Raw genomic sequence first — 16677 nt, 5'->3', positions numbered from 1 at the left:
TGTTGCTCCCACGCTCCCCGCTCCCAGCCCATAACCGGCCGTTCAGGGGCGGATGAGGGCCTTGAGGACCTGACGGTCCGCCATGGCCCGGTAGGCGTCCGGAGTCTGGTCGAGGGTGAAGGTCTGATCGAAGACGCGGCCGGGGGCGATGGTGCCGTCCAGGACGTCGGGCAGCAGCTGCTCGATGTACGCGCGGGCGGGGCTGGCGCCGCCGGTCAGGGTGATGTTGCGCATGAACAGACCGGGGCCGATCGGGCCCTCCTCGTACTGCGGCACGCCGAGGCGGCTGATGATGCCGCCGTCACGGACCGCGCCGAGTGCGGTGTCGAGGGCCGGGCGGGTGCCGACGGCCTCGATCACCTTGTCCACGCCGCCGGCCAGCTCGCGGATCCGGGCGATGCCCTCCTCTCCGCGGGCGGCGACGACATCGGTGGCGCCGAAGCGGCGGCCCAGGTCGGTGCGGGGTGTGTGGCGGCCGGCGAGGACGATCCGTTCGGCGCCGAGCCTGTGCGCGGCGAGGACCGCGCACAGGCCGACCGCGCCGTCCCCCACGACCAGCACGGTGTCGCCGCGGGTGACGCCAGCGGTGACGGCGCCGTGGTGGCCGGTGGTCATCACATCGGACAGTGCCAGCAGGGAGGGCAGCAGCGCGGAGTCGGCGGCCACGGGCAGCTTCACGAGGGTGCCGTCCGCGTGCGGGACACGGACGGCTTCGCCCTGGCCGCCGTCGACTCCGTCGAATCCGTACCGGCCGCCGTCGCGGCACGAGATGTGCAGGCCCTTGGCGCAGTAGTCGCAGGTGTTGTCGCTGTACGTGAACGGCGCGACAACGAGGTCTCCCGCCTTGAGGCCGGTCACGTCCGCGCCGGTCTCCTCGACGACGCCGAGGAACTCGTGACCCATGGGTCGGCCGGTGCCGGTGGCGGGCATGGACGCGTAGGGCCACAGGTCGCTGCCGCACACGCAGGAGGCGACCACGCGGACCACCGCGTCGGCCGGCTGGACGATCTTCGGGTCGGGCCGGTCCTCGACGCGGACGTCTCCGGCTCCGTACATCACTGCTGCACGCATGAGGGGGTTGCTCCAAACGGGGGGTGGGCTGAGATCGTGGCGGGGCGGCGTCAGCGCTCCAGCATGCGGGCCTGGGCCTCGGTGTGGGTGGCGCCCGCAGCGGGCGGCAGACCGGAGAGCCTTTCCAACTGCCCGGCGGTCAGCGTGACGGCGTCGGCGGCGGTGTTCTCCTCGACCCGGGCCACGCGCTTGGTGCCGGGGATCGGGGCGATGTCGTCACCCTGGGCCAGCAGCCAGGCCAGCGCCACCTGCCCGGGTGTGGCTCCGGCCTCGTCGGCCAGCGCCTTGACCTCGTCGGCCAGGGCGAGGTTGCGGCGGAAGTTCTCGCCGGTGAAGCGCGGGTTGCCGCGGCGGAAGTCGTTCTCGTCGAACTGGTCGGTGGAGCGGACGGTGCCGGTCAGTACGCCCCGGCCGAGCGGGGAGAACGGCACCAAGCCGATGTTCAGCTCCCGCAGCACCGGCAGGACACGGTCCTCGATACCGCGGGTGAACAGGGAGTACTCGGACTGGACGGCGGTGACCGGCTGCACGGCGTGGGCGCGGCGGATCGTGTCCGGGCCGGCCTCCGAGAGCCCGAAGGCTCGCACCTTGCCTTCGGAGATCAGCTCCCGCACGGCGCCGGCGGTCTCCTCGACCGGCGTGTGCGGGTCGACCCGGTGCTGGTAGTACAGGTCGATGTGGTCGGTGCCCAGCCGCTTCAGGGAGCCCTCGACGGCGGTGCGGATGTTGGCGGGGCCGGAGTCCAGGTTCCACGCACCCTCGCCGCCGTGGGAGACCAGGCCGAACTTCGTGGCCAGCACCACCTGGTCCCGACGGCCCTTCAGCGCGCGCCCGAGCAGCTCCTCGTTGGTGTACGGGCCGTAGATCTCGGCGGTGTCGATGAGCGTGACGCCCAGTTCCAGCGCCCGGTGCACCGTCCTGATCGACTCCGCGTCGTCGGTGCCGGAGCCGGTGTAGCCGTGGGACATGCCCATGGCGCCCAGCCCGATCCGGGAAACCTCCAGGTCACGCAGTTTGATGTACCGCATCTCGCCTTCTTCGCATCGTGGTGTCGCCCGGCATCCGTGTCGTCGTCCGGATCAGCGGATCGTGCCTGTGCCGCTCCGGAGAACCGATCACGATGTCGGCGTCTTGCCCAACCACCTTCGCCCGGATCGCGGCGGTGTGGCAGGGCGGGCTCTTCGGGGGTACTGACAGGGCCCCCCTCCCGCCCGCGCCGCGGGCACCGACCGGGTGAGACTGGGGTCATGGCATCCGAGAGCGCGCACAGCGAGGGCGCCGAGCTGGGCCGCTACCTGCGTGCCCGCCGGACCCAGACCAGCCCCGAGCACGTCGGCCTCACCATCGGCGCCGGCGTACGCCGCACCCCAGGGCTGCGCCGCGAGGAATTGGCCACCCTCGCAGGCATCAGCATCGACTACTACGTGCGTCTGGAACGCGGCAAAGAGACCCGCCCCAGCCCCGCCGTGCTCGACTCCCTCGCCCGCGCCCTGCGCATGGACGACCAGGAGCACCAGCACCTGCGCGAGCTCGCCGCCCGCGCCGCCCGCTACGTCGGCGAGCCACCGCCCGCCCCCAGCCGGACCGTGCGCCCCCATCTGAAGCTGCTGCTCGAGTCACTGCGCCCGAACCCGGCCTACGTCATCAGCCGCAGCATGGACATGCTCGCCTCGAACCCCGGCGGCCTCGCCCTGTACGCGGGCCTCGACGACTGGTCGGCCAAGCACCGCAACCTCGCCCGCTATCTCTTCCTCCACCCGGCCGCCCGCGATCTGTTCCCCGACTGGGACCGCCAGATCACCGCGTGCGTCGCCCGCCTGCGCGCCATCGCCGGGACCGCGCCCGACGCCCCCGACCTCACCAACCTCGTCGGCGAACTCCTCCTCAAAAGCCCCGACTTCGCGGGCCTGTGGGAGCGCTACGAGGTGACCGGCCGTAAGCCCGCCCACAAGACGTTCCACCACCCGCACGTCGGAACGATCACCCTCACCTCGCAGTCGCTGCACGTCGAAGGCACACCCGGCCAGCGCCTCGGCGTCTACACCGCCGAACCCGGCACCCCCGACCACGACGCCCTGCTTCTCCTCGACATGACCGCACCACGCCCCACCCCCAGGACCACCGGCCCGCAGCACTCCTCAGGCAGCTGAAGGATCGTGGGTGGCGGCCCATGAGGCGAGCAGGCGCAGGCCCTCCTCCGATGCGGAGCCGGGCTCGGCGGCGTAGATGGTCAGGGTCAGGCCGGGCTCGGCGGCCAGTTCGAGTCCCTCGAAGGCGAGGGTGAGGTCGCCGACGGTCTCGTGGTGGAAGCGCTTGGTGCCGGTGCCGTGGTGGCGGACGTCGTGGGCGCCCCAGCGGGTGCGGAACTCCTCGCTGCGGGTGGACAGTTCACCGACGAGGTCGTGCAGACCCTTGTCGTACGGGTTGCGGCCCGCCTCGGTGCGCAGGATGGCGACGGCCACGTCCGCGAACCGGTCCCAGTCCGGGTAGAAGCGCCGGGAGGCCGGGTCCAGGAAGTTGAAACGGGCGAGGTTCGCCTGGTTGGCGGGGGTGGCGTAGAGGTCGCGGTAGAAGGCGCGGGCCAGTTGGTTCGTGGCGAGGACGTCCATGCGGCCGTTGCGGACGAACGCCGGTCCCGCGGTGATGGTGTCCAGCGTCCACTGCAGGCTGCGGTGTGCGGTCCAGCCGTCCTTGGCGCGGCGGCGCCGTGGCCGGGTCAGGGCGTCGCTCCCGTCGGCGGCCTGCGCCAGGTTCAGCAGGTGGGCGCGCTCGGCGTCGTCGAGCTGGAGGACACGGGCGACCGCTTCGAGGACGGCCGGGGAGACCCCGGCGAGGTGGCCGCGCTCCAGCTTCGCGTAGTACTCCACGCTCATGTCGGCCAGGGCGGCGACCTCGCTGCGGCGCAGGCCCGGTACCCGGCGACGGGAGCCGGTGGGCAGCCCGGCCCGTTCGGGGCTGATCTTGGCGCGCCGCGAGGTCAGGAACTCGCGGACCTCGTCACGGTTGTCCATGTCTCGACCGTACGGCCAGGTGGGATCCGGAGCGATGTACTGCCGGTACACCCCTCGTCGGTGACTCGCTCTCCGCGCGGGACGGCGCTTGCCTGGGTGAGGTGGCACAACACCGGCGCCGCGTCCACCACACGCCGACACGCACATCCGTACACCTCGTTGCACCTCGTTGCACCTCGTTGGGAGCACACACCATGAACCCCACCTACGACTTCGTCGGCCAGGTCGCCCTCATCACTGGCGCCGGCTCCGGCATGGGCCTGGCCACCGCCCGGGCCTTCGCCACCGCGGGGGCCGCCGTCGCACTCGCCGACATCGACGGGAATGCCGCGAAGGCCGCCGCCGAACAGCTCGTCGACGACGGCCACCGGGCGCTCGCGCTGGTCTGCGACGTCTCGGACGAGGACCAGGTCGCCGCCGCCGTCGACCGCACCGTGGAAACGTTCGGGCGGCTCGACATGGCGTACAACAACGCCGGCATCATGGTCCCGCCCACCGACGCCGCCGACGAGAGCGCCGACCAGTTCGACCGCGTCCAGGCCGTCAACCTGCGCGGTATCTGGGCGAGCGTGAAGCACGAACTGCGCCACATGCGCGCCCAGGGCAGTGGCGCGATCGTCAACTGCTCGTCCCTCGGCGGCCTCGTGGGCAACCCCGGCCGCGCCGCCTACCACGCCGCCAAGCACGGCGTGGTAGGCCTGACGAAGAGCGCGGCCCTTGAGTACGGCTCCCGCGGCGTACGCATCAACGCCGTCTGCCCCGGCACCATCGCCACCCCGATGGTCGACGCCATGGTCGAAGGAGGCGAACTCGATCGCGGCCGGGCCGCGTCCGGCCAGGCCATCGACCGGCTCGGCACCGCGGACGAGATCGCCCAGGCCGTTCTGTGGCTGTGCAGTGACGGTGCCAGGTACGTCACCGGCGTCGCTCTCCCGGTCGACGGCGGCTACACCGCCCAGTGACACGGGCCGACCACGACACCCCACCCCACCCACCAACCCCACCCACACAGAAAGCGCACGGAAAGCCGTCATGGAACACATCACTCGGACCCCCACCCACCAAGCCCCCGCCGAACGCTTCACCGGCGACGTCTACCTCAACATGATCGAAACTCCGGCCGAACCCGCCCGCCTGGCCGCCGCCCTGGTCCGCTTCACCCCCGGCGCCCGAACCAACTGGCACTCCCACGCCAACGGCCAGACCCTCTACGTCACCGACGGAACCGGCCTCGTCGGCACCCGCGACGGCAGCGTCGTACGTGTCAGCGCCGGCCAGACCATCAAGTGCCCACCCGGCGAGGAGCATTGGCACGGTGCCACCGACACCTCCCTCATGGCGCACATCGCCATGGTCGTCGGCGACGCCAATGGCGACGGAACCACGTGGCTGGAGCCCGTGACCGACGATCAGTACACCCACGCCGTCGACATCACGAACTGAAACCACGCCCGCCCGGCGCCGTCGCCGTGGAGATCGCGGACACCGGAAACGATCATCCGGCGACAAGGGAACGGCCGGCCATCCCATCGAGTGTTTCCGCACTTCGGAGTGGCTAACGCGGAGGATTCGCGCGGCCTCGGGCCGATAGCGTCCGGTGGCGTTCGGCAGCAGGCCGAAGGCGGGACGACGTGTGCCCGGACGGTCCGTAGCCGACCGCGGCGGCAGGTCGTACTTCACCTCCCCCGGATCAACAGGAGTGACGACATCAGTATCGACGAGCAGTACGACGTCATCGTGGTGGGCGGCGGACCGGCCGGGGCGGTGACCGCCGGGCTTCTGGCCAAGGAAGGGCGCCGCGTCCTGGTGCTCGAACGGGACAAGTTCCCGCGCTATCACATCGGCGAGTCCCTCAACCCCGGTCTGGTGCCCGCACTGGAGCGCATGGGTGTACGCGAACGGCTGGACGAGATCGGCTACTTGCGCAAGTACGGGGCCACGTTCGTGTGGGGCGCCGGCATCGAGCCGTGGGACTTCCGGTTCAACGAGGGCTCACCGTACGAGAACGTGCACCAGGTGCGCCGCGCCGACTTCGACGCGCTGCTCCTCGCCCGCGCCCGCGAACTCGGCGCCGTCGTCGTCGAGGAAGCCACCGTCAAGGACATCCTCCAGGACGGCGACCGCGTCACCGGCGTGACCTACCAGCCGAAGGGCGCGGCGACGCCGAGGACCGCCCGCAGCCGGATGCTCGTCGACGCCTCCGGTCAACAGCACCTCCTGGCCCGCCGGTTCGACCTCATCGAATGGCACGACGACCTGCGCAACATCGCCGTGTGGTCGTACTGGCAGGGCTGCGAGCGCTACCCCGGCAACCGGGCAGGCGACACCCTCATCGAGAACCTGCCCGACGGCTGGCTCTGGTACATCCCGCTGTCCGACGGCACCGTCAGCATCGGCTACGTGACCCCCGTCGACGCGTACAAGAAGGAAGCACCCCGGGACGCGGAGGCCTTCGTCCGCGCGAAGATCGCCGAGTCCTGCGAGGTGAGCCGGCTGACCCGGGACGCCGTCCAGGTCGCAGGGATGCGCACCATCAAGGACTGGTCGTACCGGGCGACGCGCTTCCACGGGCCGGGCTGGGCGCTGGTCGGGGACGCCGCCGCGTTCGTCGACCCGCTGCTGTCCTCGGGCGTGACCCTCGCGCTGCGCGCCGCCGAGCGCCTCGCCGACGGCCTCGGGCGCGTCCTGGACAAGCCCGAGTGCGAGGAGGAGGTGCTTCAGCGGTATCAGAAGAACTACCAGGAATTCCTCGGCGTGATCCTGGAGTTCGTGCGCGTCTTCTACGACCGGACCAGGCTCAAGGAGGAGTACTGGGACGAGGCCCAGCGCGCCATCGACCCCAATGGGCTGCTGAACAGCAAGGCCGACTTCGTCACCCTCATCTCCGGCCTGTACGGCACCGCCGAGATCTTCGAACCGGTCGACACCCCGTAGCCCGGCACGAGGGCGGGGCCCGTGCCCCCATGCGCCGGTGACGCACCGGGCACGGCGGGGCAATCTCGGCTGGAGGCCGGATGGGGAGGGCCCCGCTCCCCGGCCCGAAGGGGCTCCGCCAGCCTGCCAGCACAGGAGCTGCTCCATGACCGGAAGTGCCGTCGCCGACTTCTTCCTGACCCTCGCCCTCGCCCTCGGAGCCGCGCACCTCGCGGGCCGGCTCGCCCGGCGCGCCGGCCAGCCCGCCGTCGTCGGCGAGATCTGCGCCGGGCTGCTCGCCAGCCCCATGGTCCTCACCGCCTCGGGCTCCGAGGCCGTCCTGCCCGCCGACGTGAAGCCACTGCTCGGCGCGCTCGCCAACGTGGGCCTCGCGACCTTCATGTTCCTCATGGGTTACGAACTCGACGGCGGCCTACTGCGCGAGCGGCGCGGCGCAGCCCTCGGCGTGGCCACAGGATCCGTCGTCCTCCCGCTCGCCGCGGGCACCGCCCTTGCTGTCCCTCTGGCCGACACCTACGCCCCCGGCAGCCACACCGCCTTCGTCCTCTTCGTCGGCGTGGCGATGTCCGTGACGGCCTTCCCGGTACTGGCCCGGATCCTCGCCGACAGCGGCCTCAGCAGGCACCCGGTGGGCAGCCTCGCGCTGGGCGCCGCGGCCCTCGGCGATCTGGTCGCCTGGATCGGCCTCGCGGGCGTCGTCGCGTACGCCGGTACCTCCGGGCAGTGGCGCACGGCGGCGCTTCCCGTCTATCTGCTGCTCATGGTCGTCGTCGTACGCCCCGTACTCGGCGCGGCCGTGCGCCGAGCACAGCACCGCGACCGGCCCGCGGAGCGCCTGCTGCCGCTGCTGGTCGCCGGGCTGATGCTGTCCTGCGCGGCCACCGAATGGCTCGGCATCCACTTCATCTTCGGCGCCTTCGCCTTCGGCGCGGTCATGCCACGGAACACGCTCGGCTCCGTCCGCACCGGGATCATGCGGCAGATGGAACAGGTGGGCCATGTGCTGCTGCCGCTGTACTTCGTGGTGGCGGGCAGCAAGGTCGACCTGTCGGGTTTCACCGGCGCGGCGCTGCTCACCCTGCTCGCCGTCATAGCCGTGGCGGTGCTCTCCAAGGCGGGCGGAGCGTATGCCGGGGCCCGGCTGTCCGGGCTCGACCACTCCGCGGCCGTGCCGCTGGCCGTACTGATGAACACCCGCGGGCTCACCGAGATCGTCATCGTGGCCGTCGCGCTCGACATGCACCTGATCGACCAGAGCTTCTACTCCACGATGGTCGTCATGGCCGTCGTCACCACCGCGATGACCGGCCCGCTCCTGAAGCTCCGCGCAACGTCAAGTGGCGGGCCGCAGCACTCTGTTCTCCACTCGCATGCGTACGGAGAGCAGCGCGGCGTCGGCCACGGTGAACAGGGTCGCGGTGATCCACGCGCTGTAGACGAGGGGTAGTGCGAAACCCTCGAGGATCACGATCAGATAGTTCGGGTGCCGCGTCCAGCGGTAGGGGCCCGTGGTGACCAGTGGCATGCCCGGCACGACGATGACGCGGGTGTTCCACTGCGGGCCGAGGGCGTGCATGCACCACCCGCGCACGACGTTCGCGAGGACCACCGCGGTCAGCGCGGGCCAGCCCACGGCGGGGGTGAACTCGCGTGGTACGAGGGCGACTTCGGCCAGTGTGCCGGCGATGAGGCCCACGTGCAGCACCACCATCACCGGATAGTGGCCGCGCCCGTACTCGACGCCTCCGCGGGCGGCGGCCCAGCGCGCGTTGCGCTTGGCCACCACGAGTTCGAGGAGCCGCTCGGCGGTGATGGCCGCGAGCAGGACGAGCAGCCCCGCCGGCACGTGGATCGAACCTGGATCGGTCACGGCGGACGTTCCTTCCTGAGGTGGCTCGCGGGGCTCAGTGGGTCTCGGGGTGCGTCGGCCGCCGCGGCGTACGGAAGAGGGCGCAGCCCGCGACGACGACGATGACGGTGACCGTGCCGAGCGCCACCGACATCCCGTTCACCAGCGCGTCCTTGACCGCCGACGCGAGCAGCGGGCCCTGGATCCCGCCCACCCGGTCGGCGACCTCCAGGCCGCCCACGGGGGAGTGCCGCACGGCGTCGGCGGCGGGCTCCGGAAGGCGTGAGAGGTCGGGCAGCGAGGAGCGGTAGTGGCGGCCGAACAGCGAGCCCATCAGCGCGATGCCGATGGCGGCGCCCGCCTCGCGGGTCACGTCGTTCATCGCGGAGGCGACGCCCTGCTGGTCCCGGGGGAGCGAGCCGGTGATCGCCGAGGTGCCGACGACACCGGTGAGCCCGATCCCGAGGCCCGCCAGCACGAGGCTGCCCAGGAACGGCATGTACCCGGAGTCGACGTCGATGAGGGACAGCGCGAAGAGCCCGGCGCCGAGCAGCAGCAGCCCGCCGACCGTGACGGTGCGCATGCCGATCCGGTCGACCAGACGCGGCGTCACCTCGGAGACCAGCGCGACGACCACCGCCACCGGCACCAGGGCGACCGCGGACCTCAACGGGCTGTAGTCGAGGACGAGTTGGAGGTATTGCAGGCCGACGAAGAAGAAGCCGAACACGGCCATGAACTGCACCGCGATCGTCACGGCCCCGGCCCGGAAGCCCCGGTTGCGAAAGAGCCGCGGGTCGAGCAGCGGCTGCTCGGAGCGCAGCCCCAGGACGACGTACGCGACACCGGCCGCCACCATGACGGCCAGTGCCACCAGGACTTGTGGCTGCCCCCAGCCGACGTCGTTGCCCTCGATGAGCGCGTACACGAGGCCCGCGGGCGCGAGCGCGGTGCACGCCGCGCCACCGACGTCGAACCGGTGCCGGTGCCCGCCCTTCGTCTCCGGCGCCAGAAGCGCGGCGGACAGGGCGACGCCCGCCGCGGCCACGGCGCCGGACACGAAGATCGACCGCCAGTCGAACCACTGCAGCAGCAGGCCCGAGGCGAGCATCCCCAGGATCACCCCGACCGCGGCGCTCGCGGACCAGACGGCGACGCCCTTCTCCCGCTGCTCCTGGGGCAGTACGGCCGTCACCGTGGACAGCGTGCCCGGCATGATCATGGCCGCGCCGAGCCCCATCACCGCCCGCCAGGCGATCAGCGCCGTCGTCCCCGACGCCTCTGAGGCGGCCAGCGCCGCGACGCCGAGGACGACCGTGCCGGCGAGCAGCGTCCTGCGCCGGCCGATCCGGTCGCCGAGCGCGCCCAGTGGAAGGACGAGCCCGGCCAGCGCCAGCACGTACCCGTCGACGACCCACGTCAGCGAGGTGGTGGACGCGGACAGGGCGAGCGCCATGTCGGGCAGGGCGAGATACAGGCTGGACATGGAGGCGGTGACCAGGATCAGCGCGAGACACATGGAGAACAGCACTCCACCGGTCTTCGCGGCCGACGGCCGGGGGAGCGGGAGGTCTGAGGCGATCACCCGACCATAACTATCCGCATCCGCCGCCCACATCACGCTTCGTCCCGCGAAAGCCGCACGTCGTGCGGGGTGTGTTGACGCGCTGGACGCGAACGAGTGAAAGATCGTTTCCGGTTTTGCCGAATCCGCGTTTGCAGGCCGCGACAGAACGACTTTTGACGAACCCTCAGATGCGGGTCCCGTCCGGGACGACGAAGGGAACGGGTGCATGACCGACGCCGATGCCGGGGCGCAGCGCGTCCTGCGAGAGCTGGAGCCGACGGTGGAGCGGCTCCTCGAACGGCATCTGGCCACCGCGCACGACTGGTTCCCGCACCAGTACGTGCCGTGGAGCGCGGCCCACGACTACGACGGCCCGCTGGGCGGCACCGCCTGGTCGCCCGAGCAGACCCCGCTGCCGCGGGCCGTGCAGGACGCGCTGGTCGTGAACCTGCTGACCGAGGACAACCTGCCCAGCTACCACTTCGAGATCGCCACCCGGTTCGGCCGCGACGGCGCCTGGGGCACCTGGGTGCACCGCTGGACGGCCGAGGAGGACCGGCACGCCGCTGTGCTGCGCTCCTACGTCCACGCCCGCCGCGTCGTCGACCCCGTCGCGCTTGAGGACCTGCGGATGCGGCACGTCGGCACCGGCTACCACACGGGCGCGCCGAGCACCCTGCACGTACTGGCGTACGTCACCGTCCAGGAACTGGCGACCCGGCAGGCGCACCGCAACGCCGGTGCCGCGTGCGGGGATCCGGCGGGCGAGCAGCTGATGGCGCGGATCGCCGCAGACGAGAACCTGCACATGCTCTTCTACCGGGAGCTGTTCGCCGACGCGCTCGACCGGTACCCCGACGCGGCCCTCGGCGCCCTGGCCGACATCCTGGAACGCTTCGAGATGCCAGGCGCGGCGATCCCCGGCTTCCGGGCCCGCGCGGCGCGGATCGCGGCCTCCGGCATCTACAACCTCGACGTACACCTGGAGCACGTGGTGTCCCCGCTGCTGCGGGCGCTGAAGGTGTCGTCACTCGCCGGCCTCTCCGCCGCAGGGGAGCAGGCACGGCTACGGCTCGACGCGCATGTGCGGCAGCTCACCGAACGGGCCGCCCGCTCCCGGGAGTTGTTCGCACGGATGCGGTCGGCCGACAGAACCCCCTACCCGAACACCCCACGTCTCGCAGGAGGAAACCAGACATGACCCAAGCCGCCGACAACACACTGCCCGAACCCTTCGTGGCCCTGCTGAGCGAGCAGTTGGGCAGCGAGGCGGAGTCCCACGAGCTCACGCCGCACGCCACCTTCGAGAGCCTCGGCATGGACTCGCTGGCCCTGATGGAGATGGTCGTGGCGGCGGAGGAGCGGTTCGGCATCGTGCCCTCCGAAGAGGCCATGGACCTGTCGCCGTCCGCCACCCTCTCCGACGCCGCGCGCGCCTTCGCCGATGCTCGCTGACGTCGCCGTCACCGGGCTCGGGCTCGTCACCCCGGCCGGACACACGCGCGAGGACAACTGGGCGGCCCTGTGCGAGGGCCGCTCACTGGCCGCCCCGGATCCCGAACTCGCCGGGCTTCCCATCGACTTCTCCTGCCAGGTCACCGGCTTCGACCCGGCCGAGGAGCTCGGAAGGCCGCTGGCCCGGCGGGTGGATCGGTTCATCCAGTTCGCGCTCGTCGCCGCGCGCCGCGCCGTCGCCGACGCCCGCCTGTCCACCGAGGGCGGGCTCGGCGAACGGGTCGGCGTCGTCCTCGGCGTCGGCTCCAACTGCCTCAGTACGTACGTCACCGAGTTCGGCCACCTCGGTGCGGACCTGCCGCGGCGGGTCTCGCCGCTCGCGCTGCCGCGCAGCGTGCCGAGCATGGCCGCGGGCGAGGTCGCCATCGACCTGGGCGCGCAGGGCCCCAACTTCACCACCGCGAGCGCCTGCGCCTCGGGCGCGACCGCGCTCGGAGTGGCCCGGGACCTGCTGCGCTCGGGCACGTGCGACGTCGTCCTCGCGGGCGGCAGCGAATCGGCCCGCTCCAGGATGACGGCCACCTGCTTCACGCGGATGCGCGCGCTGTCGCCCCGCCACGACCAACCCCACCTGGCCAGCAGGCCGTTCGACGCCGCCCGCGACGGCTTCGTCCTCGGCGAGGGCGCCGCGGTCCTCGTCCTGGAGCGGGAGCGCGACGCGCGGGCCCGCCGCGCCGACGTCCTGGCCCTGCTGCGCGGCTACGGCGCCGGATCCGACGCCCACCACCCCGTGGCGCCGCACCCACGGGGCGACGGCGCGGTGCGGGCCATCGAGGCCGCGCTCAAGGACGCCGGATTCGGGCCCCGCGACATCGGACTCGTGAACGCGCACGGGACCTCCACCACGGTCGGCGACGCCGCCGAGGCGGAGGCCTTGACACGCGTCTTCGGCGACACCGTGCCCCCGGTCACCGCGGCCAAGGGGGTCATCGGGCACTCCCTCGGGGCGTCGGGCGCGATCCAGGCCGCGTACTCGGTGCTCGCGCTGCGCCACGGCACCGTGCCGCCCATCGCCAACTTCGAGGCACAGGGCGGCGATCACAAGATCGACATCGTGGCGGGGCAGCCCCGTCCGCTGGCCACGGGCGCGGCGGTCAGCTGTGCCTTCGGATTCGGCGGACAGAACGCGGTCCTGCTGCTCACTGCCGCGTAGCCCGCCGTGGCGCCATCATCGGACCGTACACATGCAGAACCCGGAAGGGGCGAAGGGCGAGTGTCCACACAGGGAGTGACGGCGGGTCCGCCGACGGCGGGTCCGCTGACGGCTGGCCGCGAGGACGGGGCGCCGGTCGCCCGGTGGCCGCGAGTGACGTCGATCGCGACCGCCGTGCCGCCCCACAAGTTCGCGCAGGAAGAGATCATGAACTACCTGGCGGGAACGACGCTGGGGCGTTCCGTGACCGGAGCGGCGATGCTCCGCCAGATCCAGACGAACGCGGGGGTCAGCACGCGCTACTTCGCCCGCCCCCTCGACGAATTGCGCGGACTCACCGACTTCACCGACTCCAATCGGGCCTGGCTCGAGTCCGCCCTGGAGATCGGCGAGCAGGTGCTCACGGAGGCCCTGGACAGTGCGGGCGTCCGCCCCGAGGACGTCGACGCCGTGATCAGTACGACGGTCACCGGCGTGGTCGTACCGTCGATCGAGGCGCGGCTCGCGCACCGGATGGGCATGCGTCCCGACGTCCGGCGGATCCCGCTGTTCGGCAACGGATGCGCGGGCGGCGCGGCCGGGCTCGCGCGACTGCGGGAGTATCTGCTCGGCCACCCGGACCACACCGCGGTGCTGCTGTCGGTCGAACTGTGCTCGCTGCCCTACCAGATGGAGGACACCTCCATGGCGAACATCGTCGCCGGGAGCCTCTTCGGGGACGGCGCGGCGGCCGTGGTGGCCACGGGAGCGAACCGCGGGCGGGTCGGCAGCGGGCCCGAACTCGTCGACTCCCTCAGCTACTTGGTGCCCGGCACCGAGGACGTCCTCGGCTGGGACATCGGCTCGCACGGACTGCGCATCCTGCTGGCTCCCGAGGTGCCCGAACTGACGGCGGAGTACCTGCCCAAGGCCGCGCACACCCTGCTCGACCGGCACGCGATCACGCCGCCGGAGATCGCCACCTGGATCGTGCACGGCGGCGGCCCCAAGGTCATGACCGCCTTCGAGCAGGCCATGGACCTGTCCCCACAGGCCCTCGACCCGACCCGCGAGTCCCTGTCCGACAAGGGCAACCTCTCCTCCGCGTCCGTCCTGCACGTGCTCCACTCGGCCATCGCCTCGGGACCGCCGCCCCCGGGCGCCCCCGGACTCATCGCGGCCATGGGCCCGGGGTTCGCGATCGAACTGGCGCTGGCGCGGTGGTGAGGGGCCCGGCGACGTGCGGCGCGGCAACTCCTTAGGATGAACGCCATACGGTCAACACGACGTGACCGTGCCGGACGGACAGGACGCGGGAACGATGGCCAAGGCCACCTATGAGCCCCACCCGTACATCGGGGGGCGCAACGCCGTGCTCCGCGCGCTCGCCGCGTGGCGGATGGAGTGGCCGGGCGCGCCCCGGGTCGTCGTCCTGACCGGAAGCCAGGGCACCGGGCGTTCGCGGCTGCTCACGGGGTTCCTGATGCTCTGCGACCCGGAGTACCGCAAGGACATCGACCTCGACGCGCTCGATCCGGCGACCGTGCCCCCGGACCTGCCCGCACCCGCCGTCCCGGGCGTCGTGGGCCGGACGGCGGCGCAGACCCTGTGGCTCCTCGCCGACCACTACGGACTGTCCGCGACCCGCGCCGCCGACGTCATACCCGAGCTCGGCCGGCTTCCCGCAGCCGGGGGACCGGTCACCGTCGTCGTACCGGATGTGGACCGGGCAGGGCCGGTACGCGGGGCGGGGGAGCCCGCGCGCGTGGTGCGGGACGTCCTGAAGCCGCTCGCCGCCATCGAGTCCGTACGCCTGGTCGTCGACGTGCCACGCGAGTTCGCCGCCGAACTCGCCGAGGGCCTCGCGCCCGGCGCCGCCCGGATCATCGACCTCGACGCCCCCGAGTGGGCCGACCCCCAAGGGCTCGTGTTCCAGGCCGAGACGCTGCTCGACCCCCAATGCGGCGCGCCCGAGCTGCCGTTCACGACCGACCCCGACGCGCGCCGCGCCCTCGCCGAGGCGATGGCCCGGCGCGCGGGAGACGGCGCGGGCAGCCGGCTGACCGTGCGGCTCGCCGTACGGTCCATCCTGACGCACCCGGAGGGCTTCGACCCGGCGGACGAGGGTCAACTCCCCGGCAGCGTAGGCGAATTGCTCGATCTGCACGCCCGGCGAGTCGGCGCCGACCCCGCAGCGCTGCGGCAGATACTCGCGCCCCTTGCCCTCGCGGAGGACGCCGGCCTGCCCGTGGAGCTGCTTGCGCCGCTGGCCTCCGCCGTCGCCGGGCGGGACATGGGCGAGGACGTGGCGCGGGGCCTGCGGTTGGTCGCTCCGTTCGTCCGCCGCCCCGTCGGGAGGGGCGAGGAAGACGTCCCCGACGGCGAGCGGACGCTCGTGGCGCTGGAACACCCGGGCGTCGGCGAGGCCGTTCGGGCGGACATGCCGGACGTTCCCGGGGCGCAGGCGCGTATCGCCCGGGAGTTGCTTGCGGCCGTGCCCGATCAGGACTGGGCCCGGGCGGGCGAGTACGTGCGCGACCGCATCGCAGGACACACCCTGGAGGCCGGGCTGCTGCCCCGGCTCCTCACCGACCCCAACCTGTTCGCCCAGGCCGACCCCGTGCTGCTCCGTGCCGCGGTCGAGGCGCTGCCCGCCGAGCAGTTGGCCGCACCCGCGCGCACCTACCTGCGCACGGCCCCGCTGCTCACGCGCCCCCGGACGCCCGCCGTGCTGCGGGCCGCGCTCCTGGAGACCGCGTTCGTCGAGGACGGGCTGCCGGAGTACGCGGCGGTGTTGCGGCGGACGCTGCCCGAGCTTGTCTGGCACACGGTGTGGAGTGTGCCGGTCGCCGGGGTCGAGGCGGTGAACGTCGGCACGCTGCTCCCGGCCGGGGGCGAGGCCGCGGAGTCGGGGCCGGTCGCGGTGTCCGTGAGTGTGGTGCCTCAAGGCACCGTGGGCGCACGGCCGTTGAGGGCGGACGATCCCGAGGCGCCCGCCGTGCTGGTGCACGACCTCGCCACCGGCTCCGTCGTCGACGCCGACCCGGCCGGGATCCGGCGCCCCTCGGACGATGAGCGCGCCGCGATGCCGCTCGGGCTCAGCCGTGGCACCGACCACGTTCGCGTGTGGCAACGCGGGGAGCGGCAGGGCGACGAGAAGCGCGTCACGGACCTGCTCTCCGCCACGCCCGTCACGGGAGCCGACATCTCCGCCGACGGCATCCTTCTGCTCGCCACGGAGCGTGGTGTGAAGGCGCTGCGGGTCCGCCCGTAGACCCGAACAGGCGCCAGATGCATGGCAGTTGCATTTCGGCCATGAACGCGAGCGGGTAAAGAGCGGGGAAAGTCGGGGCAGTTGTCGAGCGGAAGGTTCCGCTTGTGTGCTGCCGCGTGGGGTCGAAGTGCCTGGGTAGAGCGCGGTTCCACGAGTCGGGGCGTATGTCGCGCCGGGCCATCCGGCGGGTTCGGATGTGCTTCCGGAATGCCCCTGCGAAGCGCGGCTCGGAACCATGGTCGCTCCTTGACCGATCATCGGCGGTTAAGTACCACATAACTTCGGCGTGACCACAACAAGTTGGCCGCGCCCGCACACCGCACA

The 16677-nt window shown here is 72.2% G+C and carries 15 protein-coding genes; 10 read left to right on the top strand and 5 right to left on the bottom strand.

From position 1 onward, the window contains the following. Positions 1–42 precede the first annotated feature (42 nt). Both RBJ65_RS31430 and RBJ65_RS31425 read right to left on the bottom strand, forming a co-directional pair. Positions 43–1071 carry an alcohol dehydrogenase catalytic domain-containing protein gene (locus RBJ65_RS31430; RefSeq protein ID WP_306320009.1) on the bottom strand — a complete coding sequence of 343 codons (1029 nt, stop codon included), beginning with the start codon at positions 1069–1071 and terminating at the stop codon, positions 43–45. A gap of 50 nt (positions 1072–1121) precedes the next feature. Continuing rightward, positions 1122–2099, bottom strand: coding sequence for an aldo/keto reductase (locus RBJ65_RS31425; RefSeq protein ID WP_306320008.1), 978 nt, complete (start codon positions 2097–2099; stop codon positions 1122–1124). A 219-nt stretch (positions 2100–2318) separates the two neighbouring features. Here RBJ65_RS31425 and RBJ65_RS31420 point away from each other — a divergent pair, with 219 nt between their 5' ends. After that, a complete protein-coding gene (locus RBJ65_RS31420; RefSeq protein WP_306320007.1) occupies positions 2319–3221 on the top strand; it encodes a helix-turn-helix transcriptional regulator in 903 nt (300 codons plus the stop codon). Here RBJ65_RS31420 and RBJ65_RS31415 read toward each other — a convergent pair. Further along, complete coding sequence (locus RBJ65_RS31415) at positions 3210–4082, bottom strand: helix-turn-helix transcriptional regulator (protein ID WP_306320006.1); 873 nt, start codon at positions 4080–4082, stop codon at positions 3210–3212. The two genes, RBJ65_RS31420 and RBJ65_RS31415, sit on opposite strands and share 12 nt — an antisense overlap. Before the next feature lie 194 nt (positions 4083–4276). On the opposite strand from RBJ65_RS31415, the gene RBJ65_RS31410 reads away from it, so the two are divergent. The 4 genes from RBJ65_RS31410 (at position 4277) to RBJ65_RS31395 (ending at position 8463) form a co-directional block, all read left to right on the top strand. Next, on the top strand, positions 4277–5044 hold the full coding sequence (locus RBJ65_RS31410) for an SDR family NAD(P)-dependent oxidoreductase (protein ID WP_306320005.1): 768 nt from the start codon (positions 4277–4279) through the stop codon (positions 5042–5044). 70 nt (positions 5045–5114) lie between these two features. Continuing rightward, positions 5115–5525 (top strand): cupin domain-containing protein, encoded by a 411-nt coding sequence (locus tag RBJ65_RS31405; RefSeq protein WP_306320004.1) that lies wholly within the window; start codon positions 5115–5117, stop codon positions 5523–5525. Positions 5526–5633: 108 nt separating this feature from the next. After that, entirely contained in the window at positions 5634–7016 is a 1383-nt protein-coding gene (locus tag RBJ65_RS31400) for a tryptophan 7-halogenase (RefSeq protein ID WP_306320003.1), read from the top strand. A 145-nt stretch (positions 7017–7161) separates the two neighbouring features. Beyond that, positions 7162–8463: a cation:proton antiporter gene (locus RBJ65_RS31395; protein WP_306320002.1), complete on the top strand. Its 1302-nt coding sequence runs from the start codon at positions 7162–7164 to the stop codon at positions 8461–8463. On the opposite strand, the gene RBJ65_RS31390 is transcribed toward RBJ65_RS31395, so the two are convergent. Next, positions 8350–8886: an isoprenylcysteine carboxyl methyltransferase family protein gene (locus RBJ65_RS31390; RefSeq protein ID WP_306320001.1), complete on the bottom strand. Its 537-nt coding sequence runs from the start codon at positions 8884–8886 to the stop codon at positions 8350–8352. The two genes, RBJ65_RS31395 and RBJ65_RS31390, sit on opposite strands and share 114 nt — an antisense overlap. Before the next feature lie 34 nt (positions 8887–8920). Then, positions 8921–10450: an MFS transporter gene (locus RBJ65_RS31385; protein ID WP_306320000.1), complete on the bottom strand. Its 1530-nt coding sequence runs from the start codon at positions 10448–10450 to the stop codon at positions 8921–8923. Positions 10451–10658: 208 nt separating this feature from the next. On the opposite strand from RBJ65_RS31385, the gene RBJ65_RS31380 reads away from it, so the two are divergent. The 5 genes from RBJ65_RS31380 (at position 10659) to RBJ65_RS31360 (ending at position 16353) form a co-directional block, all read left to right on the top strand. Beyond that, complete coding sequence (locus RBJ65_RS31380; RefSeq protein WP_306319999.1) at positions 10659–11633, top strand: acyl-ACP desaturase; 975 nt, start codon at positions 10659–10661, stop codon at positions 11631–11633. Further along, positions 11630–11887, top strand: a complete 258-nt coding sequence (locus RBJ65_RS31375) for an acyl carrier protein (protein WP_306319998.1) — start codon at positions 11630–11632, stop codon at positions 11885–11887. The genes RBJ65_RS31380 and RBJ65_RS31375 overlap by 4 nt, the downstream gene beginning before the upstream one ends. Further along, complete coding sequence (locus RBJ65_RS31370; RefSeq protein WP_306319997.1) at positions 11877–13100, top strand: beta-ketoacyl synthase; 1224 nt, start codon at positions 11877–11879, stop codon at positions 13098–13100. The genes RBJ65_RS31375 and RBJ65_RS31370 overlap by 11 nt, the downstream gene beginning before the upstream one ends. Before the next feature lie 60 nt (positions 13101–13160). Beyond that, complete coding sequence (locus RBJ65_RS31365) at positions 13161–14306, top strand: type III polyketide synthase (protein ID WP_306319996.1); 1146 nt, start codon at positions 13161–13163, stop codon at positions 14304–14306. Between the two features lie 61 nt (positions 14307–14367). Further along, positions 14368–16353 (top strand): ATP-binding protein, encoded by a 1986-nt coding sequence (locus RBJ65_RS31360; protein WP_306319995.1) that lies wholly within the window; start codon positions 14368–14370, stop codon positions 16351–16353. The last annotated feature ends 324 nt before the right edge of the window (positions 16354–16677 follow it).

The organism is Streptomyces sp. KL109B (assembly GCF_030766935.1).
Classification (GTDB): Bacteria; Actinomycetota; Actinomycetes; order Streptomycetales; family Streptomycetaceae; genus Streptomyces.
This window is presented reverse-complemented; position numbering and strand designations above follow the sequence as displayed.

Bases quoted from the DNA above. Each gene is read 5' to 3' on its own strand.
- RBJ65_RS31430 (WP_306320009.1), bottom strand. From the start codon at position 1,071: ATGCGTGCAGCAGTGATGTACGGAGCCGGAGACGTCCGCGTCGAGGAC.
- RBJ65_RS31425 (WP_306320008.1), bottom strand. From the start codon at position 2,099: ATGCGGTACATCAAACTGCGTGACCTGGAGGTTTCCCGGATCGGGCTG.
- RBJ65_RS31420 (WP_306320007.1), top strand. From the start codon at position 2,319: ATGGCATCCGAGAGCGCGCACAGCGAGGGCGCCGAGCTGGGCCGCTAC.
- RBJ65_RS31415 (WP_306320006.1), bottom strand. From the start codon at position 4,082: ATGGACAACCGTGACGAGGTCCGCGAGTTCCTGACCTCGCGGCGCGCC.
- RBJ65_RS31410 (WP_306320005.1), top strand. From the start codon at position 4,277: ATGAACCCCACCTACGACTTCGTCGGCCAGGTCGCCCTCATCACTGGC.
- RBJ65_RS31405 (WP_306320004.1), top strand. From the start codon at position 5,115: ATGGAACACATCACTCGGACCCCCACCCACCAAGCCCCCGCCGAACGC.
- RBJ65_RS31395 (WP_306320002.1), top strand. From the start codon at position 7,162: ATGACCGGAAGTGCCGTCGCCGACTTCTTCCTGACCCTCGCCCTCGCC.
- RBJ65_RS31380 (WP_306319999.1), top strand. From the start codon at position 10,659: ATGACCGACGCCGATGCCGGGGCGCAGCGCGTCCTGCGAGAGCTGGAG.
- RBJ65_RS31375 (WP_306319998.1), top strand. From the start codon at position 11,630: ATGACCCAAGCCGCCGACAACACACTGCCCGAACCCTTCGTGGCCCTG.
- RBJ65_RS31370 (WP_306319997.1), top strand. From the start codon at position 11,877: ATGCTCGCTGACGTCGCCGTCACCGGGCTCGGGCTCGTCACCCCGGCC.